The 22,354-nt window shown below is 71.0% G+C and carries 23 protein-coding genes and 1 pseudogene; 11 read left to right on the top strand and 13 right to left on the bottom strand.

Features of this window, described 5'->3' with window-relative positions; all coding sequences use genetic code 11:
• Window positions 1-278: pseudogene (locus tag ACFFNX_RS14560) on the bottom strand (zinc-binding dehydrogenase); the annotation flags it as partial.
• 113 nt (window positions 279-391) lie between these two features.
• Here ACFFNX_RS14560 and ACFFNX_RS14555 point away from each other — a divergent pair.
• On the top strand, window positions 392-1,351 hold the full coding sequence (locus ACFFNX_RS14555) for a LysR family transcriptional regulator (RefSeq protein WP_378201000.1): 960 nt from the start codon (window positions 392-394) through the stop codon (window positions 1,349-1,351).
• Window positions 1,352-1,371: 20 nt separating this feature from the next.
• On the opposite strand, the gene ACFFNX_RS14550 is transcribed toward ACFFNX_RS14555, so the two are convergent.
• The 7 genes from ACFFNX_RS14550 to ACFFNX_RS14520 form a co-directional block, all read right to left on the bottom strand.
• Window positions 1,372-2,472 carry a DUF5925 domain-containing protein gene (locus ACFFNX_RS14550; RefSeq protein WP_378200998.1) on the bottom strand — a complete coding sequence of 367 codons (1,101 nt, stop codon included), beginning with the start codon at window positions 2,470-2,472 and terminating at the stop codon, window positions 1,372-1,374.
• A 16-nt stretch (window positions 2,473-2,488) separates the two neighbouring features.
• Window positions 2,489-3,361 (bottom strand): alpha/beta fold hydrolase, encoded by an 873-nt coding sequence (locus ACFFNX_RS14545; protein ID WP_378200995.1) that lies wholly within the window; start codon window positions 3,359-3,361, stop codon window positions 2,489-2,491.
• 26 nt (window positions 3,362-3,387) lie between these two features.
• Window positions 3,388-4,914, bottom strand: a complete 1,527-nt coding sequence (locus ACFFNX_RS14540) for an AMP-binding protein (RefSeq protein ID WP_378200992.1) — start codon at window positions 4,912-4,914, stop codon at window positions 3,388-3,390.
• Between the two features lie 72 nt (window positions 4,915-4,986).
• Window positions 4,987-5,430 (bottom strand): pyridoxamine 5'-phosphate oxidase family protein, encoded by a 444-nt coding sequence (locus tag ACFFNX_RS14535; RefSeq protein ID WP_378200989.1) that lies wholly within the window; start codon window positions 5,428-5,430, stop codon window positions 4,987-4,989.
• Window positions 5,431-5,496: 66 nt separating this feature from the next.
• On the bottom strand, window positions 5,497-5,841 hold the full coding sequence (locus tag ACFFNX_RS14530) for a VOC family protein (RefSeq protein ID WP_378200986.1): 345 nt from the start codon (window positions 5,839-5,841) through the stop codon (window positions 5,497-5,499).
• Between the two features lie 108 nt (window positions 5,842-5,949).
• Complete coding sequence (locus ACFFNX_RS14525; protein WP_378200983.1) at window positions 5,950-7,488, bottom strand: AMP-binding protein; 1,539 nt, start codon at window positions 7,486-7,488, stop codon at window positions 5,950-5,952.
• Between the two features lie 16 nt (window positions 7,489-7,504).
• Window positions 7,505-8,128: a TetR/AcrR family transcriptional regulator gene (locus ACFFNX_RS14520; RefSeq protein ID WP_378200980.1), complete on the bottom strand. Its 624-nt coding sequence runs from the start codon at window positions 8,126-8,128 to the stop codon at window positions 7,505-7,507.
• A 173-nt stretch (window positions 8,129-8,301) separates the two neighbouring features.
• Between ACFFNX_RS14520 and ACFFNX_RS14515 the strand changes: the two genes are divergently transcribed.
• Window positions 8,302-9,822, top strand: coding sequence for an MFS transporter (locus ACFFNX_RS14515; protein ID WP_378200977.1), 1,521 nt, complete (start codon window positions 8,302-8,304; stop codon window positions 9,820-9,822).
• Window positions 9,823-9,854: 32 nt separating this feature from the next.
• The gene (locus ACFFNX_RS14510) at window positions 9,855-10,802 is read left to right on the top strand and encodes an ADP-ribosylglycohydrolase family protein (protein WP_378200974.1); all 948 of its coding nucleotides are present in this window, start codon (window positions 9,855-9,857) and stop codon (window positions 10,800-10,802) included.
• A gap of 41 nt (window positions 10,803-10,843) precedes the next feature.
• Here ACFFNX_RS14510 and ACFFNX_RS14505 read toward each other — a convergent pair whose 3' ends face one another.
• Complete coding sequence (locus ACFFNX_RS14505) at window positions 10,844-11,512, bottom strand: winged helix-turn-helix transcriptional regulator (RefSeq protein WP_378200971.1); 669 nt, start codon at window positions 11,510-11,512, stop codon at window positions 10,844-10,846.
• Between the two features lie 134 nt (window positions 11,513-11,646).
• Between ACFFNX_RS14505 and ACFFNX_RS14500 the strand changes: the two genes are divergently transcribed.
• The 4 genes from ACFFNX_RS14500 to ACFFNX_RS14485 all read left to right on the top strand — a co-directional run bounded on the left by ACFFNX_RS14500 (window position 11,647) and on the right by ACFFNX_RS14485 (window position 14,405).
• Window positions 11,647-12,438: an SAM-dependent methyltransferase gene (locus tag ACFFNX_RS14500; RefSeq protein ID WP_378200968.1), complete on the top strand. Its 792-nt coding sequence runs from the start codon at window positions 11,647-11,649 to the stop codon at window positions 12,436-12,438.
• Window positions 12,439-12,504: 66 nt separating this feature from the next.
• A complete protein-coding gene (locus ACFFNX_RS14495) occupies window positions 12,505-13,029 on the top strand; it encodes a nitroreductase family protein (protein WP_378201003.1) in 525 nt (174 codons plus the stop codon).
• Between the two features lie 258 nt (window positions 13,030-13,287).
• Window positions 13,288-13,728, top strand: a complete 441-nt coding sequence (locus tag ACFFNX_RS14490) for a hypothetical protein (RefSeq protein ID WP_378200964.1) — start codon at window positions 13,288-13,290, stop codon at window positions 13,726-13,728.
• 5 nt (window positions 13,729-13,733) lie between these two features.
• Complete coding sequence (locus tag ACFFNX_RS14485; RefSeq protein ID WP_378200961.1) at window positions 13,734-14,405, top strand: hypothetical protein; 672 nt, start codon at window positions 13,734-13,736, stop codon at window positions 14,403-14,405.
• Window positions 14,406-14,892: 487 nt separating this feature from the next.
• Here ACFFNX_RS14485 and ACFFNX_RS14480 read toward each other — a convergent pair whose 3' ends face one another.
• The 3 genes from ACFFNX_RS14480 to ACFFNX_RS14470 form a co-directional block, all read right to left on the bottom strand.
• Window positions 14,893-15,096 (bottom strand): hypothetical protein, encoded by a 204-nt coding sequence (locus ACFFNX_RS14480; protein WP_378200958.1) that lies wholly within the window; start codon window positions 15,094-15,096, stop codon window positions 14,893-14,895.
• A gap of 141 nt (window positions 15,097-15,237) precedes the next feature.
• Window positions 15,238-15,888 carry a TetR/AcrR family transcriptional regulator gene (locus tag ACFFNX_RS14475; RefSeq protein WP_378200955.1) on the bottom strand — a complete coding sequence of 217 codons (651 nt, stop codon included), beginning with the start codon at window positions 15,886-15,888 and terminating at the stop codon, window positions 15,238-15,240.
• Between the two features lie 97 nt (window positions 15,889-15,985).
• A complete protein-coding gene (locus tag ACFFNX_RS14470; RefSeq protein WP_378200952.1) occupies window positions 15,986-16,234 on the bottom strand; it encodes a Smr/MutS family protein in 249 nt (82 codons plus the stop codon).
• 190 nt (window positions 16,235-16,424) lie between these two features.
• Between ACFFNX_RS14470 and ACFFNX_RS14465 the strand changes: the two genes are divergently transcribed.
• The 4 genes from ACFFNX_RS14465 (at window position 16,425) to ACFFNX_RS14450 (ending at window position 21,074) form a co-directional block, all read left to right on the top strand.
• Entirely contained in the window at window positions 16,425-17,471 is a 1,047-nt protein-coding gene (locus ACFFNX_RS14465) for a phosphotransferase family protein (protein ID WP_378200949.1), read from the top strand.
• Window positions 17,471-18,739, top strand: coding sequence for an acyl-CoA dehydrogenase family protein (locus ACFFNX_RS14460; protein WP_378200946.1), 1,269 nt, complete (start codon window positions 17,471-17,473; stop codon window positions 18,737-18,739). The genes ACFFNX_RS14465 and ACFFNX_RS14460 overlap by 1 nt, the downstream gene beginning before the upstream one ends.
• The gene (locus ACFFNX_RS14455) at window positions 18,739-20,409 is read left to right on the top strand and encodes a class I adenylate-forming enzyme family protein (RefSeq protein WP_378200943.1); all 1,671 of its coding nucleotides are present in this window, start codon (window positions 18,739-18,741) and stop codon (window positions 20,407-20,409) included. Before ACFFNX_RS14460 ends, ACFFNX_RS14455 begins: the two co-directional genes overlap by 1 nt.
• Window positions 20,410-20,480: 71 nt before the next feature.
• Window positions 20,481-21,074, top strand: a complete 594-nt coding sequence (locus ACFFNX_RS14450) for a hypothetical protein (protein WP_378200940.1) — start codon at window positions 20,481-20,483, stop codon at window positions 21,072-21,074.
• A 38-nt stretch (window positions 21,075-21,112) separates the two neighbouring features.
• On the opposite strand, the gene ACFFNX_RS14445 is transcribed toward ACFFNX_RS14450, so the two are convergent.
• Window positions 21,113-22,069, bottom strand: coding sequence for a DUF1152 domain-containing protein (locus ACFFNX_RS14445; protein ID WP_378200937.1), 957 nt, complete (start codon window positions 22,067-22,069; stop codon window positions 21,113-21,115).
• Window positions 22,070-22,354 lie beyond the last annotated feature (285 nt).

The following is a 22,354-nucleotide window of genomic DNA, read 5'->3' as shown; positions in this document are numbered from 1 at the left end:
GCCGCGAACTCCGCCCAGCCGCCCGCCATGGGATGGCCGACGACGCGCACGACACCGGCCGGCCCGCTCCCGTCGGCGGCCGGCCGCACCACGAGCCCCGCGATGTCCTTGCCGGGCCGCTCGCCGGGCACGGGCGCCTCCAGCTTGAACGTCTCGCCCCGGTTGACCGAGAACGCCTCGACCTTCACGAGCGCCTCGTTCGGGCGCGGCGTCGGCTCGGGGACGTCGTCGACGACGACCGGCTCGCCGGGATCTCCGGTCGGTAGGAGCGCTTTCATGGTTCGTGCCTCCCTGGCGGTGTCTGAGGACACCTCACCGGGTGGGGCGGTGCCGGGGCCAACAACGGAGCCACCCGGCCGACAACGCCGAGTTGTCGCATAAGGTCGGCGGCGTGGACCTCGACCTCTCCCTGGTCCGTGCGTTCGTCGCGACCGCCGAGACGCTGCACTTCGGGCTCGCCGCCAAGCGGCTGAACACCAGCCAGCAGGCGCTGTCGAAGCGCATCGCGCGGCTGGAGTCGCTGCTCGCCGTCCGGCTGTTCGAACGCGAGGGCGGCACGCGGTTGACCGAGGCCGGGGAGCGGTTCGAACCGGCCGCGCGCGAGGCCCTCGCGGCGGGTGAGCGTGCGGTCGCGGCGGCGCGGGGCCGCGGGCGGACCGTACGGATCGACGTGTGGGGCCATCTCTACGCGCCGATGCGCACCGTCGCGCAGGCCGTGGAGGCCTTCGGCGCGATCCGGCTGGAGCCGGGCCCGGCACGTGACTGGCCGTCGGTCGCGGACGCGCTCCTGCGCGGTGACACCGACCTGGGGTTCGGCCGGGTGCACCCGCTACCCGACGGCCGCGACGCGGGCCTCGCCCAGCGGCTCGTGCGCCTGGAACCCGTCGACGCGGTGGTCAGCGCGTCGCACCCGCTGGCCGACGCGGACGAACTGCGCCCGGCCGACCTGCGCGACAGTACGCTGTGGTGCCCGGCCGAGCTGACCCGCCTCGACTTCCTGCGGCGCTTCGCCGACGCGTTCGGGATCACGCGGCGCCAGGACGGCCCCAACCTGGGCCTTGACCATCTCGTTCAGCACATCCGCGGCGACGCGACGTGCGTCACGCTCTTCCCCGCCGACGCGCCGCTGCCCGATCACGCGGGTCTGCGCTCCATCCCGATCACCGCGCCGACCCCGCTGTACGCGTGGTCGCTCGCCTGGCGCGAGTCCCACCGCCATCCGCTGCTCGACACCCTGCTGCGCGGCTTCACCGAGGCGGGCCGTGCCCGGCGCTGGCTGGACTACGCACCGGAGCGTGACTGGCTCCCGGAGCCGGACCGCACGAAACTCGCGGGCCCGGCCCAGCGCTGACCGGTGAGCCCGCGGGGGTCCTACAGGTAGAAGCCGGTCTCGGTGGACGGCGGCGGGGTGCTCGCCGCACGCCCGTCGCGGAGGGCGTACAGCTCGGCGAGCGTCGCGCCGTGGCGCAGATCGTGAGCGGCGGCGTCGGCGCCGAGCCAGGTCGTGGCCTCCCCCGGTGACATCGGGCCCACCTCCACCTGTGCCAGGCAGCGGCCCGGCCGTACGACGGCGGGGTGCAGGGCGGCGAGCGGCTCGTTCGTGGTGATCGCGACGAGCACGTCGCGGCCCTGGCCGAGCAGGCCGTCGGTCAGGTTGAGCAGCCGGGACAGCCCCTGTCCGGTGGCGGCCTTGGCGTCGCCGCTGATCAGCTCGTCGCAGTCCTCGACGACGAGGAGCCGCCAGCGCCGGTCGTCGTCGTCCTCGCCGACCGCGACCTCCATGAGGTACGCCGGGTTGCTGAAGAGCTGCTCGGGGTCGAGCACGCAGTCGAACTGGCACCACTTGGCCCACTCGCGGGCCATGGCGCGCAACGCGGTGGTCTTGCCCGTGCCCGGCGGTCCGTGCAGGAGCACCAGGCGTCCGCCGATGTCGTCGGGCGTCACCTCGGTGAGCCGGTCGACGGCGGCCGCCGCCGGGGCGGTGTAGTTGTCGCGGATCTCCGGCCAGGTCGCCGCGGTGATGGAGCGCTGGCTGCGTGACGCGCCGTGCGGCCCCAGGTGCCAAAAGCCCATCTCGACCCGGTCCTCTTCCGGAGGCGGCGGCTCGACGGCGTCGCGGATCGCCTCCTCCAGCACCGAGGCGCACAGCTCGTCGGTGATCGCGGTCACCTCGACCATGCCCGACCCGCCGCGCCAGCGTACGGACCGCAGCGTCCAGCCGTCGCCGTGGGCGAGCACCGCCTCGCGGTTCTCCTCCCGCGAGGTGCGCAGCACGCGCGCCCCGGCGGGCCGCAGCGGCGCGTCGGGCCGGATGCGCTCCATCCGCTTGGACCGCGCGAACGGCTGCCGCCCGGCCGCGAACGCCTCCATGGCCAGCACGTCGATCACGTCACCGACGGTGTCGGTCGTGTCGAGCTGGAACACCACGGGAGGTTCCGGTTCGGCTCCGCTGATCGACAGTAGATCGGACATGACGTCCATGATCAGGTCATCCACGCGTCCGCGTCCACTCAATACCCGCCAGGAAGTCACGGAGCAGCGCACACGCCCGTTCGGGATCCTCGCGGAAGATCCCGTGACCGGCGTCCGGTACGACGTGCAGGCGCGCGGCCGGCAGTGCCCCGGCGAGGCGCCGGGCGGCGGACGCCGTCGCCACCGGGTCGTGCTCGCCGGCCAGGATCATCGTGGGGCAGCCGACCCGGCCGAGCCGTGGCCAGGGGTCGAAGGAGCCGAAGAGAACCTGACGGAAGTGTTCGAGCACGTCGGGGTTCCAGGTGATGCGCCGCATGCGGTCGGGGCCGTCGGGATCGCCGCCGGGGCGCTGGGAGTAGAGGGGAAGGCAGACGCGCGGGTACGCCTCCCGGATCTCGTCGGTCGGCTCGCCGTCCCAGTAGCGGCGGGCGATCTCGCGGGCCTCGGCGCCGCCGAGCCGCTCCATGATGGCGAGCCGTTCGTCCAGTTCGCCGGGCATCACGCTGTCGAGCACCACGCCGCCCAGCCGGCCGGAATGCCGGATGGCGGCCGTCAGCGCCACCCAGCCGCCGGCCGAGGTGCCGAGCAGGACGGGTTCGGCGATGTCCAGCGCGTCGCAGAAGGCGATGACGTCGTCGGCCCAGCGGTCCCAGGTCCAGAACTCCGGGCCGCTGCGGTCCGAGCGCCCGCTCCCCCGCTGGTCGAGGTAGACCACCTGGGCGTACGCGGTGACGCCGTCGAGCACGGGCTTGAACGTCGTGTGGTCCGCGCCCGGCCCGCCGTGCAGGGCGATGACCGTCGGACGCTCGGCCATCGCGGGGCCGTCGGGGACGGAGCCGCAGCCGTCGACGTCGAAGTAGAGGGAGATGTCGCCGATCGCCACACGCATAGGGCCACAATGACCGCGGGTGCGCGCTATTTCCAGTACTCGTCCTTGAGCAGGCGCTTGTAGAGCTTGCCGGTCGGATGGCGGGGCAGTTCGGCGCGGAAGTCGACCGTACGCGGGCACTTGTAGTGCGCCAGGTTCGCCCGGCAGTGCTCGATGAGCTCCCGCTCCAGCTCCGGGCCCGCCTCCGCGGCGTCCATCGGCCGCACGACCGCCTTGACCGCCTCGCCCATCTCCGGGTCCGGCACGCCGATCACCGCCACGTCGGCGACCTTCGGGTGGATGGCGAGGAGGTTCTCCGCCTCCTGCGGGTAGACGTTCACCCCACCGCTGATGATCATGTACGACAGCCGGTCGGTGAGGTAGAGGAAGCCCTCCTCGTCCACGTACCCGACGTCGCCCAGCGTCGTCCAGCCACGGCCGAGCGGGTCGCGGGAGGACGCGGTCTTCGCCGGATCGTCGTGGTACTCGAAGTTCGGGCCGCCCGCGAAGTACAGCGTCCCGGTCCGTCCCGTCGGAAGCTCCTTGCCCTCCTCGTCGCAGACGTGGATCTCACCGAGCAGGGGCCGGCCGACCGTGCCGGGGTGCTCCAGCCACGCCTTGGAGTCGGCGTAGACGAAGCAGTTGCCCTCGGTGCCGGCGTAGTACTCGTGCAGCACCGGCCCCCACCAGTCGATCATCCGCTGCTTGACCTCGACCGGGCAGGGCGCGGCGGCGTGCACGGCGTACCGCAGGCTCGACAGGTCATGGGCCGACCGGACGGTTTCCGGCAGCTTGAGCATCCGGATGAACATCGTCGGCACCCACTGGCTGTGCGTCACGCGGTACCGCTCGATCAGCCGCAGCGCCTCCTCGGGGTCGAACCGCTCCATCACCACCACGGTCGAGCCGAAGCGGTGGAAGGTGAGGCAGTAGCGCAGCGGCGCGGCGTGGTACAGCGGCGCCGGTGACAGGTACACCGAGTGCTCGTCCGGCGGGAAGAGGAAGGACACCAGCTGGGTGAGCCTGTTCGGCGTGCCCACCGGCGCGAGCGACAGCGTGGGCTTGACGCCCTTGGGGCGTCCGGTGGTGCCCGAGGAGTAGAGCATGTCCACGCCCTCGCACTCGTCCTCGATCGGCCCGGCGGGCTGCCCGGCGATCCGCTCCTCGTACGAGGCGAAGCCCGGCGCCACGCCGTCGAGCATGAGCCGCAGCTCGACCTTTGGCGTGCGGTCGCCGACCGCGGTCGCCACCTCCGCCAGCCGCGCCGAGGTGAGGAAGACCCGCGCCCCGCAGTTGTCGATGATGTAGGCGAGCTCGTCCGCCTGCAGGCGCGAGCTGATCGCGGTGTAGTACAGCCCGGAGCGCTGCGCCGCCCACGCGATCGCCAGGAACGACGGGTGGTTCTCCAGCATGAAGGCCACGTGGTCGCCGGGCCGCAGCCCCTCGGCGCGCAACAGGTGGGCGAGCCGGTTGGACTCCTCGTCCAGCTCGCGGAAGGTGATCACCTTGCCCGAGCCCGCCATGATCACTGCTGGTCTGTCCGGCGTCAGGGCCGCGATCTGTCCCAGGTGCACAAAACCGAACGCTACTCGGTCCGGTCGCGGCGCGGAAGGAGACCGCTCACGACGGGCGCGGGTGCCCGGCGGTCAGGCGACGAGCCATCGCCCGTCGCGCATGAGGTCGCGGCCGGCGATCTCGTTGGCCTCCCGCCACGCCTGGATCCGCACCGGCCGGACGCGGAAGTAGGCGTAGCCGCTGAGCTTACGCGGGTCGAAGCCGGTCTTGGCCGCGAACGCGTCGCCGGTGTCCTCGGCGAGGTCCTCCACCACCTCCACGGTGCCGTCGATCATGACGACGTCCCGGGTCGGGCCGACGCCGAGGCGGACCCTCCCGGTGGCGCCCAGGTTGCGGGCGGTCGGCGACGACGAGGGCGTGGCCAGAAGCAGCGTGTCGCCGTCCCACAGGAAGGACAGCGGCACGAGGTACGGCCCGTCCGCACCGGCCGTGGCCACCCACACGTCCTCGTCGTGTTCGAGCCGGTGCAGCGTGTCGCGCCTGCGCTGTTCGGCATTACGGGCGGGCTCGGGCATCGAGGATCCTCTCGCTCGGGACACGTGGTCCGGCCCCCGCGGTCGGACCGGACCGCCTCCAGGATGTCAGGCCACCTGACGCAGGCCGAAGACGTTGCCGTCCGCGTCCTTCACCGTGACGATCAGCGTGCCGCCGCCGACGTCACGGACGTCCTGGATCGTCTCCGCGCCCCCGTCGAGCAGCGCCTGGAGGCTCGCCTTGATGTCCTCGACGTGCCAGTAGGCGACCGGCCCGGCGCCGCCTTCGCGGTGACCGTTCGGGTCCAGGCCGATGTCCTGGCCGCCGACCTTGAAGCCGACGTAGTACGGCGTGTCCGCGTAGGGCTCGACGCCCGCCAGCCCGCCGTACAGGGCCTTGGCCGCCGCGAGGTCGGAGACGGGGAAGATGACGGTCTTGATGCCTTCGGTCATGACGTGCTCCTTCAGCCGATCGAGGTGGAGCCGCCGGAAGGGCTCCACGCCGAGAACGCTACGGACCGTGCGGCGACGGAGGCTTCTTCATTCCTGACCGGTCGGGCCTCAGATCCGTTTGTCCTGGCCCGTCCAGTACGGGTCGCGGATGAGGCGCTTGTAGAGCTTGCCGGTCGGCGTCCGCGGCAGCGCGTCGAGGAAGTCCACCGACCGGGGCGCCTTGTAGCCGGCCAGGGTGCGCCGGGCGAAGGCGATCAGCTCCTCCTCCAGCGCGTCCGAGGGCTCGTGCCCGTCCTCGAGTTCGACCGCCGCCTTCACCTGCTCGCCGTACTCCTGGTCCGGCACGCCGAAGACCGCGACGTCGCGTACTGCCGGGTGGGTGATGAGCACGCCCTCGATCTCGGCCGGGTAGATGTTCACCCCGCCGCTGATGATCATGTCGATGACGCGGTCGGAGAGGAACAGGTAGCCGTCCTCGTCGAGGTGGCCGACGTCGCCGGTGGTGAACAGCCCGTTGCGATGCACGGACGCGGTCTTGTCCGGGTCGCCCCAGTACTCCACGTCGTCGCCGCTGGTGTAGCGGAACCAGAGCTGGCCGCGCTCGCCCGTGGCGGCCGGCGAGCCGTCCTCGCGCAGCACGTGGATCTCGGCCGTCGGCAGCGCCCGCCCGACCGTGCCGGGCCGCTCCAGCCACTCCCGCGACGACACGATGGTGTTCACCGACGACTCGGTGGAGCCGTAGTACTCATAGAGGATCGGGCCGAGCCAGTCGATCATCTGCCGCTTGACCTCGGGCGAGCACGGCGCGGCGCCGTGCCAGACGGCGGCGAGGCTGGACAGGTCGTACCTCCGGCGGGTCTCCTCGTCCAGGCGCAGGAGCCGGACGAACTGGGTCGGCACCAGGTGGACGTTGGTGATCCGGTGCTCCTCGATGAGGCGCAGCGTCTCCTCGGGGTCGAACGACCGCCGCATGACGACCGAGCGGCCCGCGCAGAGCATGACGTGCGACCACAGCCACTGCGCCGAGTGGTAGACGGGCCCGACCAGCAGCGACCGCCCGCCCTCCGGGATGGACAGGACCTGCCCGAAGGTCTCGGCGATGGCCTTGAGCGTCTCCACCGGGGCACCGGCCGTGACGAGCCTGCGCCGCACGCCCTTCGGCCGCCCGGTCGTGCCGGAGGTGTAGATCATCGGCCAGCCCATCACCTGACCGGCCGGCTCACCGTCCGGCCCGCCGGCGAGGAACTCCTCGTACGGCCGGAAGCCGGGGACCTCGCCGATGCCGATGCGGAACGCCGTGTCCACCGCCGCCTCGGCCGCCACGTCCGCGAAGGCGTCCTCGGAGAACACCGCCCGGGTCCCGGAGTCGGCGAGGACGTACCTCAGCTCGTCGGCGGTCCAGTGCCAGTTGACCAGGACGTAACGCAGGCCGATGTGCGTCGCCGCGGCCATCAGCTCGAAGTACTCCCGCCGGTTGCCCGAGTGGATCGCGATGGCGTCGCCGTCCTCCAGGCCGAGGCCCCGCAGCGCACCCGCGAGGCGGTCGACGCGCGCCTGGAAGTCGCGCCACGTGGTGACGCCGCGCTCGTCGGTGACGGCCGGCTCGTCCGGTCGTGCCTCGGCGTACGGGCGGAGCAGTTCGGCCATGAGGACCTCCCGTTGTTCAGTGGGCCCGGGCCCCCGCCATGCGCAGCGCGAGCCCGACGTAGCGGGCCTCCAGCTCGGCGTGACCCAGGGGCCGGTGCTCGTGGAACCATTCGCTGATGTGCACGCACATGTCAAGGATCGGCAGCGCGGTGAGCACGGCCGCCGTACGGTCGTCGCCCCCGACCAGGTCGAAGACCTGCTTCCGCTGACCGGCGAGCAGCACCCCGGCCACGGTGTCGCGCAGGCGCCGCCGGATCGCGACGACCTCGTCGTAGCGCGCGCCGGTCAGTAGCGGGAACTCCCGGTTGGCCACGCGGGCGGTCTCCCGGTGGTCGGAGTGCCGGGCGACATAGAGGCGCACGATCGCGCTGAGCTCGGCGACCGGGTCGCCCGCCACCGCCGCGACCGCCGCCGTCAGGGCGCTCTCCAGCCGCAGGTGGATGTCGCGCACCACGACGTACAGGAGCTCGTCCTTGGACTCGAAGTGGTTGTAGAGCGCGCCGGGGGTGAGGCCGCACGCCTCGGTGATCTGCCGGACCGAGGTCGCGATCGCGCCCTGCCGGTAGAACAGCTCGACGGCGGCGGCGGCCAGGCGCTGCTGGAACGGAGATCCATCGACGGGCAGACCGGAATCCGTCACCCTGCCACTCTCCCGTCTTGACATGCCACTTAATTCGAGCGTACTAATATTTCCAACGTGTGAATGAACGCTTATTTACCCATGATGTCACAGGTCACTCGGCACATCGGCCTCGGGGGCGGGGCGTCTAATGGCGCTCTGGAGCAGCTCGCCCAAAGGAAAAAGAGGAAGCGATGGCTCCATCTGACCCGACGGCTCCCGCGGCGGACGGATTCACGATCGACCGGCTTTGGCGCCGCGGCCTCGACCGGTATCCGAACACCGGATCGCGCTACTGGTACCTGGCCGTGGCGGTGTTCGTCACGATCATCTTGTACTACGAGCTCTACGTCGGCGGCGGCGTCGCGCCGCTCGTGCTCGAGCACTTCAAGATGTCGTTCATCTACTACGTCAACATCCTCGTCCTGGCCAACCTCGTCGGTGCGTTCGGCTCCCTCGCGGCCGGCCTCGCCGACCGCTGGGGCCGCGCCAACCTGGTCGCGTACGGCCTGCTCATCACCGGTGTGCTCGCGCTGGTCACCCCGCTCGCCCCGAACAAGTTCGTCTTCGGGCTGTTCACCGTGCTCGGCGGCATCGTCGAGGGCATGTGCCTGGTCGCGACCCCGGCGCTCGTGCGCGACTTCTCCCCGCAGATCGGCCGCGCCTCGGCGATGGGCTTTTGGACGCTCGGGCCGGTCGTCGGCAGCCTGGTCGTCAGCTTCGTCGCCAACCGCACGCTGCCGCACCTGGACGACTCCTGGTCCAGCCAGTACTACATCGTCGGGGTGGTCGGGCTCGTGGCGTTCGCGATCGCGCTGCTCGGGCTGCGCGAGCTCAAACCCGGGCTCCGCGACCAGGTGATGGTCAGCGCCGGCGACCGCGAGCTCATCGAGGCGCGCGCCGGCAGCGCCGAACGGACGGCCGACCTCGACCGTCCGTGGGGACAGATGCTGCGCCGGGACATCCTCGCGCCCGCGCTCGGGATCAGCATCTTCCTGCTGATCTACTACACCGCGGTCGGTTTCTTCACCGTCTACCTGACCTCCAACTTCGGCTTCACGACGTCGAAGGCCAACGGCATCAACACCTGGTACTGGGCGGTCAACGCGGTCAGCCTCGTGATCGTCGGCGCCCTCTCGGACCGGCTGCGGGTGCGCAAGCCGTTCATGGTGGCCGGCACCGTGCTCGCGGTGGTGATGACGTTCATCTTCATGACCCGTACGACCCACCCGCACACGAGCGCGACCACACTGATCGTGATCATCGCCCTGCTCTCGCTCGGCCTCGCGACGGCGTACGCCCCGTGGATGGCGGCGTTCACCGAGACGATCGAGAAGCGCAACCCGGCGCTGACCGCGACCGGCCTGGCGATCTGGGGCTGGATCCTGCGCATCGTCGTCTGCCTGGCCTTCTTCGTCCTGCCGTACGTCGTCAGCGCGGTGGACAAGCTGGTGGCGGCCCCGGCCGTGCTCGCCCAGGTGAAGGCCGCCGGCGCCAACCCGCCACCGGCCCTGCTCGCCGAGGTCGCGAAGATCAAGAGCGCCGCCGCCGACGCGCCGCACCAGTGGCAGGTCTGGTGGTGGGTGTGCATCGTGGCCGAGATCCTGTTCCTCGGCCTGATGCTGCCGCTGGTCGGCCGCTGGAGCCCGAAGGCCGCCAAGGCCGACGCCGAGGCGCACGAACGCGAGGTCGCCCGTCTCACCGGCACCTCCTGAGGGAACCCGCCCGGCCGCCCGGCCGTCGCACAGTGGTGACGCTCACCAGTGAACAGCGCGACCGGGCGGCCGGGGTTCTGCTCGGCGCGGCCTGCGGCGACGCGCTCGGCGTGCCGTACGAGTTCGCCGCTCGTCTGTCCCCCGCGGCCGTCCCCGAGATGGCCGGCGGCGGGCTCGGCCCGTACGAGCCGGGCGAGTACAGCGACGACACCCAGATGCAGGTGTGCGTCGCCGAGGTCGCGGCGCTCGGACACGGCCTGCGGTCGGACCTCGCCCTGGACGGCGTCGCGGTCCGGTTCCTGCGGTGGTACCGCGAGGGCGCCAGCGACATCGGCGATCAGACCCGTACGGTGCTCGGGTCCGTCGACCGGACCGGCGGACTGTCGTCGCGGATGCGCCGCGCCGCCGAGGACCTGCACGCTCGTACGGGCCGCACCGCGGGCAACGGGTCGCTGATGCGCACCGCCGTCGTCGCGCTGCCGTACCTCGGGGACCCGGTCGCGATGATGGAGGCGGCCCGGCTGGTCAGCGGCCTGACCCACCCCGACGACCTGGCCGGTGACGCGTGCGTGCTGTGGTGCTCGGGCGTACGGCGCGCGGTGCTGGAGGGGACCTACGACGGCGTGCGCGAGGGGCTGGCGTACCTGCCGCCGTCGCGGCGCGGCACGTGGACCTCCTGGCTGGACGAGGCCGAGGCCTCGCCGCCGCACCGGTTCGGCCCGAACGGCTTCGTGGTGCCGGCGCTACAGGCGGCGTGGTCGGCGGTGACGCGCACATCGTCGCTGCCGGACGGCCTGTTCGCCGCGGTACGGGCCGGCGACGACACCGACACGGTCGCCGCGATCGCGGGCGCGCTCCTGGGCGCACGCCACGGCGCGTCGGCCGTGCCGGAGGAGTGGCGGGCGAAGGTGCACGGCTGGCCGGACCTGACCGCCGAGGGCCTCACCGCCCTCGCCCTCCGCGCCGCCGAGTCCGCGTAGTTCTCCTTCATGAGGGCGCCTGATGGGTCACCGTCGGACGCTCAACGTACGGCGGCGGACGGAGCGCTCGCGGGGTCTGCGGCGACGGGCCGGAGGCGGGCGAGCACATCGCGGCGACCGTGACCGGTCAATCCCATCCTGGTGGCCAGGTCGAGATCGATCACGCCGGTGAGCAGCCCCAGGATGGCGCGGGGCGGGCCCTCCAAAATCAGGTCGGGGTCGGCGGCACGGCCGACGCGGGCACGGACCTCCCCTCCGCCGATCTCGATGACCGCCTGCTCGCCGGACGCGAGGAGCTGGATGACCGCCGGCGGGGCGCCGGGGTCGGCGTCCGTGGTGAACCAGGTGGGGGCGTAGGCGAGCCAGCGCGCCTGGAACACCTCGTCCGGCCGTTCGACGTCCATGAGCCGCAGTCCCCACAGACCGAGCGCCTTCAGCACCGGCTCCAGCGCCAGGCCGTCCTCGGTCAGGGTGTACAGGACGGTGGCGACCGGCGGGGGCGCGTCCTCACGGCCGACCAGGCCGACGCCCTCGAGCTCCTTCAGCCGGGCCGACAACAGGTTGGTCGCGATGCCGGGCAGCCCGGCCTTCAGATCGGTGAACCGGCACGAGCCCCGCAGGAGCAGCTCCCGGACGATCAGCAGCGTCCAGCGGTCCCCCACGAGGTCGAGGGCTCGGGCGATCGAGCAGTACTGACCGTAGCTTCGCATGCGTCCAGCCTACCGAAGGCCGGTTTATTTTAAATACTTTTCGGTTGAAAAAGTAAACCGACTGCGCCTAGTCTTCAGGCCTGGTTCGTGGACGAGCCGATCCACGCCGCCGGCCACGGGAAGGACCACCTGCGATGACCTACGAGGAAACCGGTGTCGACCAGACGATCGACCGGCTCCTGCGCGAGCATCCCGGCCTCGACGCCGCCGCCGACGGCGCGCTCGACGATCTGGACCAGTTCCACATCGGCGGTGCCGACGCGGTCGACCGGCTCATCGACAGCCTCGACCTCGCCGAGGACGAGAGCGTCCTGGACGTCGGCTCGGGACTCGGCGGACCGGCCCGGCAGATCGCCCGCCGCACCGGCAACCGCGTCACCGGTATCGACATCACCCCGGCCTACGTCGACGCCGCCCGCGACCTGACCTTCAAGTCCGGACTCCACGACCTCGTCCGATTCCGGGCCGGCGACATCGCCGCGTTCGCCCCGGATCCGCCGTTCCAGGCCGCGATCACGATGCATGTCCAGATGAACGTGCGCGACAAGACGGCCTGGTTCGCGCACATCGCCCGCTGCCTGGTGCCCGGCGCACGCCTGGCGGTCTGGGAGGTCTGCGGGCCGAGCCGGGCCGACCCGCCCTGGCCGATGCCGTGGTCACTCGATGGCACCGACAGCTTCGTCGTCACCGCCGACTCACTTCACGCCTCGATCGAGCAGGCCGGCTTCACCACCACCGAATGGACCGACGAAACGGCCTGGGTCCAGACCTGGATCGCCGAGACCCTCGGCGGCGGCCTGCCCGCCGGACCGGCACTGCCGATGCTCCTTCACGACGGCTACACCCGGGTCGTCAACTACGCCACCGCGCTCGGCGACGGGTCCCTCCAGGTCTGGCGAGGATCCTTCACCAGAGACGCCTTCTGAGGGGCCCCCGCCCGGTCGGCCGAACCGGGACAATCTTCAGCGACGACGATCGGGGGCTTGAGCACGGTGGATGAGCCGTTGCGGGCGGAGGTGGCGTCGCTGCGGGCCACCCGGTGGTTCGCCGACACGCCGGTGCCGAAGCGCGAGATCCTGCGAGCGCTGGAGGCGGCGCGCTGGACCGGGTCGGCGCGCAACCGCCAGCCGTGGAGGTTCATCGTCGTCCGGGACCCCGGCCTGCGAGAGAGGCTGAGCCTGCTGGGCGGCTACGCGGCCCACCTGGCCGCCGCCCCCGTGGTCGTCCTGCTCGCGGTGGACCACGGGACCGGCGGCGAGGACGCGGAGTTCGACGCGGGCCGGGCCACCCAGAGCCTCATGCTCGCCGCGCACGGCCTCGGCCTGGGCAGTTGCCCGGTCTCGTTCTTTCCCGCACCCAACGCCGAGCAGGCCGGACGGCTGGCCGGCGTCGAGGCTCCATGGAGGGTCCGGACGGCCATCGCGCTCGGCTACCCCGCGCAGGCACCCCGAGGCAGATCCGCGATCCCCTCCGGACGCCTGCCACTGGACCACGTGGTCCAGTGGATCGATCCCTGACCGCTCCTCTTTGCAGCATGGAACCCGACCCTTCCGCGCAACGTCTACTATCTAGGATGTTTCGCAGATATCAGAAGGACAGATCGTTATAACCATGTCACATGGACGTTGGCCACCTCACCGCATTGAGACAGTCCGATATGATGTTACTTCGCTCCCGGCCCGCTCAGGATGGCGCGAAGTGACTCACGGCGGCCACGATGCTGGGGGTATGTGATGGCTGGGGGAGAATTTCTCGGCAAGACCATTTTCGCCAGCGTGCAGGGTTTCTTCAGAGAAAGCGCCGAGTCGCTCCGAGGGTTCGGGAATCTTGCAGGTGGCCATGAATTCGCTTTCGCCGGTGCGGGCGGCGGTACGCGGTTCAGCGGCGAAATGCGGCAATGGGCGAAGGACGCCGGGCGCAAGGACGACGGCATCGCCCGGATGGGCCGCAGGAACAACCGAGGCAACAGCGGGGGCGGCCGGGGCGGAGGCGGTCGCGGCCGGGGAGGTAGAGATGGGACCGGTAAGTTCCATGGAGCAATCCCCAATAGCACCAGTGGCATGACGGATGCGGAAAAGAAGAAGCTTGAGAATGATCTAAAGAAAAGTATCGCTACGCGGAAGGCAGAGGAGGAAAGACTGGGCTGGGAATCCGGCCATGCGGAGAGGATAAAACGAGAAGAATCGGCCTTGAGGAACCTCTTTAGGAGAAAATAAAGCTGATGCAGGCCCAAACAGGCGATGACCTGATAGAGCGCATCCGCACGCATTCGACCGACGACGACGTGGTGGGCCCGGCCGCCAACGACCTGCTGGAGGAGTTGTACGCGGGCTACCCGGTGGAGAACCTCCTCAAGCTTCTCCACAGCGGTGACAACAACGCCGTGCGGACGGGAGCCTGGCTGCTGTCGGAGCTGGGTGATCTCGCCATTCCGCTGATGGGCGAGGTCTCCACACTCCTGGCCCACCCCCTTCGCCAGGTTCGGTTCTTCGCCATCGACGTCATACTGGACAATGGCGATGGCCAGGACGGGCCCGAGATAGCCCAGACGCTGACCTTGACCCGGGACCCCGACGACGCCGTCCGCTGGAAGGTCCTCGGGTTCCTGGCCGCCGCCTCTCCCGAGCAGTTGGCGGTCGGCGCGGTATGGCTGGAAGACGTTCAGCTCAAGGGCCTGACCGAGTGGCTGGTCCGGCTGGAGGCCAGGGAGTTCGACCCGCGTGACATCGGCGCCCGGCTCGAGGACGACGACCGGGTGGTCCGGCTGTTCGCCGCGGCGGCCGCGGCGCGCCTGTCCGACGCGGAGCACACGGACCTCCTGGCGCAGGCGGCCACCGTGGGCGACGAGGAGATCCGCTCATTCGCCCAGGCGCAGCTCGAGGAGTTCCAGTGAGGCCGGAGGCGCGGCCACCGGTGCAGAGCCCGACGACGTCCGGAGCGGCGCGGCCATCGCGCTAGCGATACGTGTGCGGCTCGCCGGTCACCCGGCGAGCCGTCCCGGTCAAGCCACGCCCGCCGTACGGGACCGGTCGGCGCCGCGAAGGGCGCAGACGAAGTCGTCCTTGACCGGCTTCCGCCCGCGACACCGAGGACGGCGGCGAAAGACGACCGGGCCGGTGTGCCGCAGACCCAGGTCGGGGCGGTGGCCGGACGACCTCGCCCACCACTCCAGCGGCCCCGTCACGGACGAAGGCGGCCTCTCCGGCACCCGGCTCCGCCGCGCCGCGAGCCGCAGGTCGATGACAAAGGTGAAGGGCCCGGCTCGCTCATCCGCGCCGAGGGACGCCGGGCAGGCGTCCAGCTCAGGCCACCGAACCGGCCCGATGTCCGGCGCCGCCCGGCCGTACGGCGGGGCCGGAGTACCGGCGGACCCGGCCGCGTCAGTCCTCCCCCACGCGGCCGTCGGCCCAGGGGCGGGCCGGCCGACCCTGCTGGTGAGAGTCGTCATGGCGATGGGCGATGCGCACGGCGTACTCGCGCGGCGAGACGCCCAGTTGCCAGGAGCAGGCCGAACAGCTCAGGTGATCGTGGGAGGTCCGTTCGTCGTGCTCCACCTCGACGACGCCGATCCGCAGGTTCTCCACGAACCGAACCGTACACGGAGCGTAACCGCGCGCTCCACTGTCACGACCTGCGTGTCCGGGCCTGTTCCGGCGCGCAGAACGGTGGACGGCCGGTCGCGAGGGACGGGTGGGGTCAAGGCATGAAACGCTCGGGCCGCCTGGTCAGGGCGTGCGTTCGCGGTCGCGTTCGGCGGCCAGGCGGTGGGTCTCGGCCGACAGTGGGGCGAGCAGCACGGCCGCGACCAGGTCGATCAGGTGGCTGGTGAACAGCCGGTCGTCGGCGTGCGGCCCCGACTGGGCGCGGCGGGCCAACTCGATCATCGTGAAGCGCACCGCGACGAACCGGCGGTGCAGGCGGGCCGCGTCCTCCTCCAGGAGCGGCGCGGTCAGGGTGCGCCAGCGGTAGGTGCTGTCGGCCGGGTCGCTGACGCTCGCGCGGCCGATCAGCGGCTCGGGGCGGTTCACCAGCTCACCGAGGATCTGCAGGTACGCGCGGCCGCTGGGGTAGGCGAGCTTGGCCGCGAGCGGACGGACCAGGGCGGCGGACAGCGCCCGGACGTCGACGCGTTCACCGGCCTCGCAGGCGTCCAGCAGGGCGTGGCGGGCCGACTCCACCTCGGCGCGGTGCCGTTCGAGCACGGCGCGCAGCAGGCCGCGCCGGTCGCCGAAGTGATACTGCAGGGCGGTGACGTTGCGCGCGCCGGAGGCACGCACGATCTCGCGCAGGGAGACGCCGTAGACGCCCTCGGCGGCGAAGAGCCGCTCCGCCGTCTCGATGAGGCGCTCCCGCGTCTCACGGCCGGCGGTTCCCATGGGGGAATTCAAGCACAGTCGGCCTCTCGCCCCTGAAGAGCCGAGTCTTCCGCTCCGTACCCGGCGGGCACGGGGTCGGGCACCGCGCGGCGTCCCATCACCGGAATCGTACGAGCACCCGTCCGAGGTTCTCCGGATCGGGCTCGACGCTTTTGTACAGCTTCTTGAGGTGGGGCTGCCGCAGCAGGGCGAGCACGCGGCTTTTCAGCTTCTGCGATCCCTTGCCCGGAATGATGACCACCAGCTCGACATCCGTCTTGGCCGCCTTGAATATCGTCGAACGTACGGCCTGATCGATGTCCTGGTGGTTCCGGAAGATCGGGTGCAGGTCGAGTGTAAGAGTCATGTCCCCTCCTCGCGTGCGCGGACCGGCGGTGAAGCCCCTTCACGCCTACGGCCGAAGGTCCCCTCCGGTTCACCCCGGCCCGCTCCGATCACGAGCATCACGCCTCGGCTCACTCGTCGTCGCGCGAATAGATCTTGTTGACCTTTAATGCAGGTGAATCATAGGCTCGCTTCGCGGAGGTTCTCCCTGGATGCAGCCTGATGACATCGATCCGTCGCTGGTCGACTTCGGCGTTCTGGCGCGCTGGATGGACGGCGAGGGACTGCCCGGCGGCGCGTTCGAGCGGGTCGAGCGGCTCGGTGGCGGGACGCAGAACGTCCTGGTCCGGTTCTGCCGCGGCGACCGCGCGTACGTCCTCCGCCGTCCGCCCGTCCACCCGCGGCCCCGGAGCAACGACGCGCTGCGCCGCGAGGCACGGGTGCTGTCCGCCCTCGACGGCACGGGCGTGCGCGCGCCGCGGCCGATCGCCGCCTGCACGGACGAGACGGTCATGAACGGCGTGGTCTTCTACCTCATGGAGTCGGTGCGCGGCTTCAACCCCACGACGACGCTCCCCGGGCCGTACGCCGACGACCCCGCCGTACGCCACCGCATGGGCCTGGACGCCGCCGCCGCGCTCGCCGAACTGGGCGCGGTCGACCACGTCGCCGTCGGCCTGGGCGACGTGGGGCATCCGGAGGGGTTCCTCGAACGCCAGGTCGGCCGGTGGCTGTCGGAGCTGGAGTCCTACAACGCGCTCGACGGCTATCCCGGCGCGGACATCCCCGGGCTGACCGAGGTCGCGACCTGGCTGGAGGCGCATCGGCCCCGCGAGTGGCGGCCCGGGATCATGCACGGCGACTACCACCTCGCCAACCTGCTCTACGACGTCGACGCGCCCAAGGTCGCGGCGATCGTCGACTGGGAGATGTGCACGATCGGCGATCCGCTGCTCGACCTGGGCTGGCTGATCGCGACCTGGCCCGGCGGGGAGACCGCGCCGCTCGCCGGCGCCATCGGCACGGCGGGCGGACTGCCCACGACCGACGAGCTGGTCGAGGTCTACGCGGCCGGTACGGACCGCGACCTCTCCGCGCTCACCTGGTACGCCGTGCTCGCCTGCTTCAAGCTCGGCATCGTGCTGGAGGGCACGCACGCCCGCGCGTTCGCCGGCAAGGCACCCAAGGACGTCGGGGATCTGCTGCACGCGACCACGCTCGGGCTGTTCGCCCGCGCCCGCACCTTCATGGAGACCTGATGTGGGACTTTTCCACCGAGCCTGAGTTCCAGGCGAAGCTCGACTGGATGGACGCGTTCATCCGGGACGAGGTCGAGCCGCTCGACCTGGTCTACGGCGGCAAGGCGTACGAACCGCTCGGCGACGAGCTGCGCGGCGTCGTCGGGCCGCTCAAGGCGCGGGTGCGCGAGCAGAGGCTGTGGGCCTGCCACCTGGGCCCGGAGCTGGGCGGACAGGGGTACGGGCAGCTCAAGCTCGCGCTGATGAACGAGCTCATCGGCCGCTCGCCGTGGGCGTCGGTCATCTTCGGCTGCCAGGCGCCGGACACCGGCAACGCCGAGATCATCGCGATGTACGGCACCGAGGAGCAGAAGGCCCGCTACCTCAAGCCGCTGCTGGACGGCGAGTGCTTCTCCGGCTTCTCGATGACCGAACCCCACGCCGGCTCGGACCCGCGCCTGTTCCGTACGCGCGCGGTCCGCGACGGCGACGGCTGGGTGATCAGCGGGGAGAAGTACTTCACCTCCAACGCGGCCAACGCGGCGTTCCTCATCGTGATGGCGGTGACGGACCCGGACGCCCACCCGTACCAGCGGATGTCGATGTTCCTGGTGCCGGCGGACACGCCGGGCGTGGAGATCCTGCGCAACGTCTCCACCATGGGCCATCGCGGCGACGGCGGCCACGCGCACATCCGCTACAACGACGTCGCGGTCGGGGCGGACGCGCTGCTCGGCGAGGTCGGCGGGGCGTTCGCCATCTCGCAGGCGCGGCTCGGCGGCGGGCGGATCCACCACGCGATGCGCACCGTCGCGGCGGTGAAGAAGGCCTTCGACATGATGTGCGAGCGGGCCCTGTCGCGCGAGACCCATGACGGCGACCTCGCCGGCAAACAGCTCGTCCAGGCGGCGATCGCCGACTCCTATCTCCAGATCCAGCAGTTCCGGCTGCTGATCCTGCACACGGCGTGGCTGATCGACCGGTCCTCCACCAGGGAGGCCCGTACCCAGATCGCCGCCTGCAAGGTCGCGGCGGCGCGCGTCTACCACGACGTGGTCTACCGGGCGATGCACATCCACGGCGCGCTCGGGGTGTCCAATGACACCCCCCTGGCGCGGCTCTGGCAGACCGCGCCGCTCATGGGGATCATGGACGGCCCGACCGAGGTGCACCAGGCCTCCATCGCCCGCCGTGTGCTGCGCGGGTACGAGCCCTCCCCCGGGCCGTGGCCCACCGAGTACCTGCCGGACAAGATCGCCGCCGCCCGTGAGAAGTACGGAGTCCGATGATGCTGAGTGTGGAAGAGGCCGGCGCGATGGTCACCGCGCCGGGGCAGCTGTTCGAGATGGACGAGGTCGAGATCCGCGGCGTGTGCACGCGCGTGTGGAAGAACGCCCTCCCGTCGCTGCGCTCGCTCCTGGAGGTCACGCGGCTGCACGGCGACGCGACGTTTCTCGTGTACGAGGACGACCGGCTGACGTTCGAGGAGCACTTCCTGCGCGCGGCCACCTTCGCCCGGCGGCTCACCGAGCGGTACGGCGTGCGCAAGGGCGACCGGGTCGCGATCGCGATGCGCAACTTCCCCGAGTGGTCGATCGCCTTCTTCGGCGCCGCCGCGACCGGCGCCGTCGTCGTACCGCTGAACGCCTGGTGGACCGCGCCGGAGCTGGAGTACGGCCTGCGCGACAGCGGCGCGAAGGTCCTCATCGCCGACCAGGAGCGGGCCGAGCGCCTCGCGGGAGTGCTGCCGGACCTCGGCATCCCGGCGATCGTGGCGCGGGGCACGCCGCCCGCGGGCGCGGAGGAGTTCGAGGCGGTGCTCGGCGAACTCGGCGACGCGCTGCCGGACGTGACCATCGACCCCGACGACGACGCCACGATCTTCTACACCTCCGGCACGACCGGCCGCTCGAAGGGCGCGCTCGGCACCCAGCGCAACATCACCACGAACCCGATCAGCCTGGCGTACGCGATGGCCGCCGCCGGGTTGCGCGCCGGGCACGCGCTGGAGGAGGTGGTCGGGGCGCCGCGCCGGGTGTCGCTGCTCAGCGTGCCGTTCTTCCACGCGACCGGCTGCCACTCCGTGCTCGTCTCCAGCGCGCTCGCCGGCAACACGATCGTGCTGATGCACAAGTGGAACCCCGAGCGCGCCCTGGAGCTGATCGAACGCGAGCGCGCCACGATGTTCGGCGGCGTACCGACGATGGCGTGGCAGGTGCTGACGTCGCCGCACTTCGACGAGTACGACACCTCCAGCCTGACGTCGGTCTCGTACGGCGGCGCGCCCGCCCCGCCGAAGCTGGTGGAGAAGATCAAGGAGCTGCTGCCCGAGCGCGTGCCGGGCAACGGGTACGGGCTGACCGAGACGTCCTCGGTGACGACGTACAACTCCGGCGTCAACTATCTGGCCCACCCCGACAGCGTCGGCCTGCCGGTCGCGGTCTGCGACGTGAAGGTGGTCGGCCCGTCGGGCGACGAACTGCCCACGGGCGAGGTGGGCGAGCTGCTGATCAAGGGCCCGAACGTCATCAAGGGCTACTGGAACCGCCCCGACGCGACCGCCCAGGCGATCGTCGGCGGCTGGTTCCACAGCGGAGACCTGGCGCGCGTCGATGAGGACGGCTTCGTCTACATCGTCGACCGGGCGAAGGACATGCTGATCCGCGGCGGAGAGAACGTCTACTGCGCCGAGGTCGAGGCGGCCCTGTACGAACACCCGGCCGTCGCGGACGCGGCCGTCATCGGCGTCCCCCACGACGAACTGGGCGAGGAGGTCGGCGCGGTCGTCTGCCTGCGACCGGGCACGGCCCTGACCGCGGAGGAGCTCCAGGCGTTCCTGCGCGAGCGGATCGCGGCGTTCAAGGTGCCGTCCCACGTGTGGTTCCGGGAGCACGAACTGCCCCGTAACCCGGGCGGCAAGATCCTCAAAACCCGGCTGCGCGCCGAGATCCTCGGCTGAGGGATTCTCCTCTGCGCCCGCCGAACCTATACTCCGCGTTCTAGGAGGACCAGGTGGATGTGGAGGCCATGATGACCGGTGGCACATTCTGGCCCGGATCGAGCGGTCCACCGCCCGCGACCTTCCCGGTCACGCAACTCGTCGTGAGCGCCGCGGAAAAGCGGCGGGTGTACGTGTTCACGCTCATCGCGGTCGTCGTCGTTTTCGTGCTCGGGCTCGTCGGCATCCTGACGTACCAGGAGAAGCTGGGGATCATAGGGCATACGAGCATGAAGCTGTTGGCGTGGACCGCGCTTCCGGGCATCGTCGTGATCGTGCTCCTGGTCTCGGGGATCAGGCGGTTCAACGCGCTCCGTCTGCGGCGCCGCGGCAACCCGGCGACCCTGACCCTCTCTCCTGCGGGGCTACTCATCGAGTCGGCGGTGTATCCGCTGAACCTACCCTGGCCGCAGATCGTCTACATTCAGCCCCAGGGCTCCGGCAGATGCACGGTCCCGGCGCTGGATCCGGACAAACGACAGGTCCTTTTCCTCGACGTGCCCGCCGACCAGATGGCCAAGGCGGTCGGCTTTCACTCCGGAGGGCGCACCACGCCACGCGTCGTCCAGGTCGGCCAGACCTCCACCGGCCTGCAAAACCTCGCCAACGCCTACAAGCGGCTGTAGGACCGGCGGGCTTCCGCAAGGCCGAGCCTTGTGACGGGCTAATGCGGGATGCTCCGCCGCGCACGGCGTTCGACATCCCGGCGGAAATACTCGATCACCGCGCGCACCTCGTACTCGGTGTCCGTCTCGGCGAGCCGGTCGAAATAGAGGAGCCGGCGTGCCAGCCCGGGGAGGTCTACGGTGAAGTACATCGCCATCAGGGGGTTGACGAACAGCTCACTGCCCTCGGTCCGCTCGGTGAACCGGACGTCGCCGAACTCGCCGCGGATCGCGGCGGCGATCTGGCCGTTGACGATGCTGGGCCTCGTCGGCGTGTGCCGCTGCGCGTGCGCGACCGCGTCGAGATAGAGCCTCGCCTCCCGGCCGGCACTCGGGATCGTCAACGCGCCCAGGTACGCGCCGTTCCGGTCCAGGGCGGCGAGGTTCTCCAGCACGTGGGCGTGGCACACGCCGTGGTAGGCGTCGATGCCGAAACCGGCGCACACCACCAGTCGTACGGGCACCTCCAGCCCGGCGACCGCCGCGAGGCTGGTCATGTCCTCCTCCGGTGTGCCGACGCCGGATTCGTCGCCGCGCATCAGAATGTCGGTGCCGCCGTCGACCAGTACGACGGCGTCGATGTCCAGCCTTCGCACCAGTTCCCGGTACGCCTCCCGCAGCGGGCGCACGCCCGTCCGGGGAAAGGCGTACACCGTCGAGTCCATGCCCTGCGCGTCGAGCCAGCGCGCCAGTGTCCGCTCCGGGAAGTACCGGTCGTGTCCCCTCGTGACGGGCGTGATGGCGGCCAGATTCGGCTCGCACCAGTCCTCGACGTCGATCAACTCCAGCGCGCTGAACGACAGGTTCGCCAGATGCACGGACTTGCCGAGCCCCATCAGCGCGAACGCCAGCGGCAGCCCGGCGTAGACATCGAAGCCGCCGCCCGCGCCGGCCACCAGCACCCGGCCCGAGCCTCTCAGCGCGGCGAAGAGGGGTGGTTCGTACAGCGACGTCATGCTTCACGACCTTAGAGCCGATCGGTTTCCGACATCAGCCCGCAGGACCACCGGCCGGATCGGCCGTCTTCACAGTGACTCCGTCCACGACCCCGGCCCGCCGGGTCGGCCTCAGCCGCACGAACGCGGCAACGGCGCCCCCCTACGCGCGATGTGCGGCGGCCTCCTTCAGCGCGGCTCGGGCGAGGGAGTCGGCGAGGCGGAATGACAGGACGTCGGCGCGTGGCTGCACGGGGTGTTCGGCTACTACGCGAGCGGCCCGCCGCCGCGCCGCCTGCGCGAGCT

The organism is Actinoallomurus acaciae (assembly GCF_042429965.1).
GTDB classification, from domain to species: Bacteria; Actinomycetota; Actinomycetes; order Streptosporangiales; family Streptosporangiaceae; genus Actinoallomurus; species Actinoallomurus acaciae.
This window is presented reverse-complemented; position numbering and strand designations above follow the sequence as displayed.

Coding starts and splice junctions, on each gene's coding strand:
- ACFFNX_RS14525 (WP_378200983.1), bottom strand. CDS start 7,488: ATGGCCGAACTGCTCCGCCCGTACGCCGAGGCACGACCGGACGAGCCG.
- ACFFNX_RS14460 (WP_378200946.1), top strand. CDS start 17,471: ATGTGGGACTTTTCCACCGAGCCTGAGTTCCAGGCGAAGCTCGACTGG.
- ACFFNX_RS14545 (WP_378200995.1), bottom strand. CDS start 3,361: ATGCGTGTGGCGATCGGCGACATCTCCCTCTACTTCGACGTCGACGGC.
- ACFFNX_RS14485 (WP_378200961.1), top strand. CDS start 13,734: ATGCAGGCCCAAACAGGCGATGACCTGATAGAGCGCATCCGCACGCAT.
- ACFFNX_RS14445 (WP_378200937.1), bottom strand. CDS start 22,069: ATGACGTCGCTGTACGAACCACCCCTCTTCGCCGCGCTGAGAGGCTCG.
- ACFFNX_RS14550 (WP_378200998.1), bottom strand. CDS start 2,472: ATGTCCGATCTACTGTCGATCAGCGGAGCCGAACCGGAACCTCCCGTG.
- ACFFNX_RS14455 (WP_378200943.1), top strand. CDS start 18,739: ATGCTGAGTGTGGAAGAGGCCGGCGCGATGGTCACCGCGCCGGGGCAG.
- ACFFNX_RS14500 (WP_378200968.1), top strand. CDS start 11,647: ATGACCTACGAGGAAACCGGTGTCGACCAGACGATCGACCGGCTCCTG.
- ACFFNX_RS14450 (WP_378200940.1), top strand. CDS start 20,481: ATGACCGGTGGCACATTCTGGCCCGGATCGAGCGGTCCACCGCCCGCG.
- ACFFNX_RS14530 (WP_378200986.1), bottom strand. CDS start 5,841: ATGACCGAAGGCATCAAGACCGTCATCTTCCCCGTCTCCGACCTCGCG.
- ACFFNX_RS14515 (WP_378200977.1), top strand. CDS start 8,302: ATGGCTCCATCTGACCCGACGGCTCCCGCGGCGGACGGATTCACGATC.
- ACFFNX_RS14470 (WP_378200952.1), bottom strand. CDS start 16,234: ATGACTCTTACACTCGACCTGCACCCGATCTTCCGGAACCACCAGGAC.
- ACFFNX_RS14535 (WP_378200989.1), bottom strand. CDS start 5,430: ATGCCCGAGCCCGCCCGTAATGCCGAACAGCGCAGGCGCGACACGCTG.
- ACFFNX_RS14475 (WP_378200955.1), bottom strand. CDS start 15,888: ATGGGAACCGCCGGCCGTGAGACGCGGGAGCGCCTCATCGAGACGGCG.
- ACFFNX_RS14505 (WP_378200971.1), bottom strand. CDS start 11,512: ATGCGAAGCTACGGTCAGTACTGCTCGATCGCCCGAGCCCTCGACCTC.
- ACFFNX_RS14465 (WP_378200949.1), top strand. CDS start 16,425: ATGCAGCCTGATGACATCGATCCGTCGCTGGTCGACTTCGGCGTTCTG.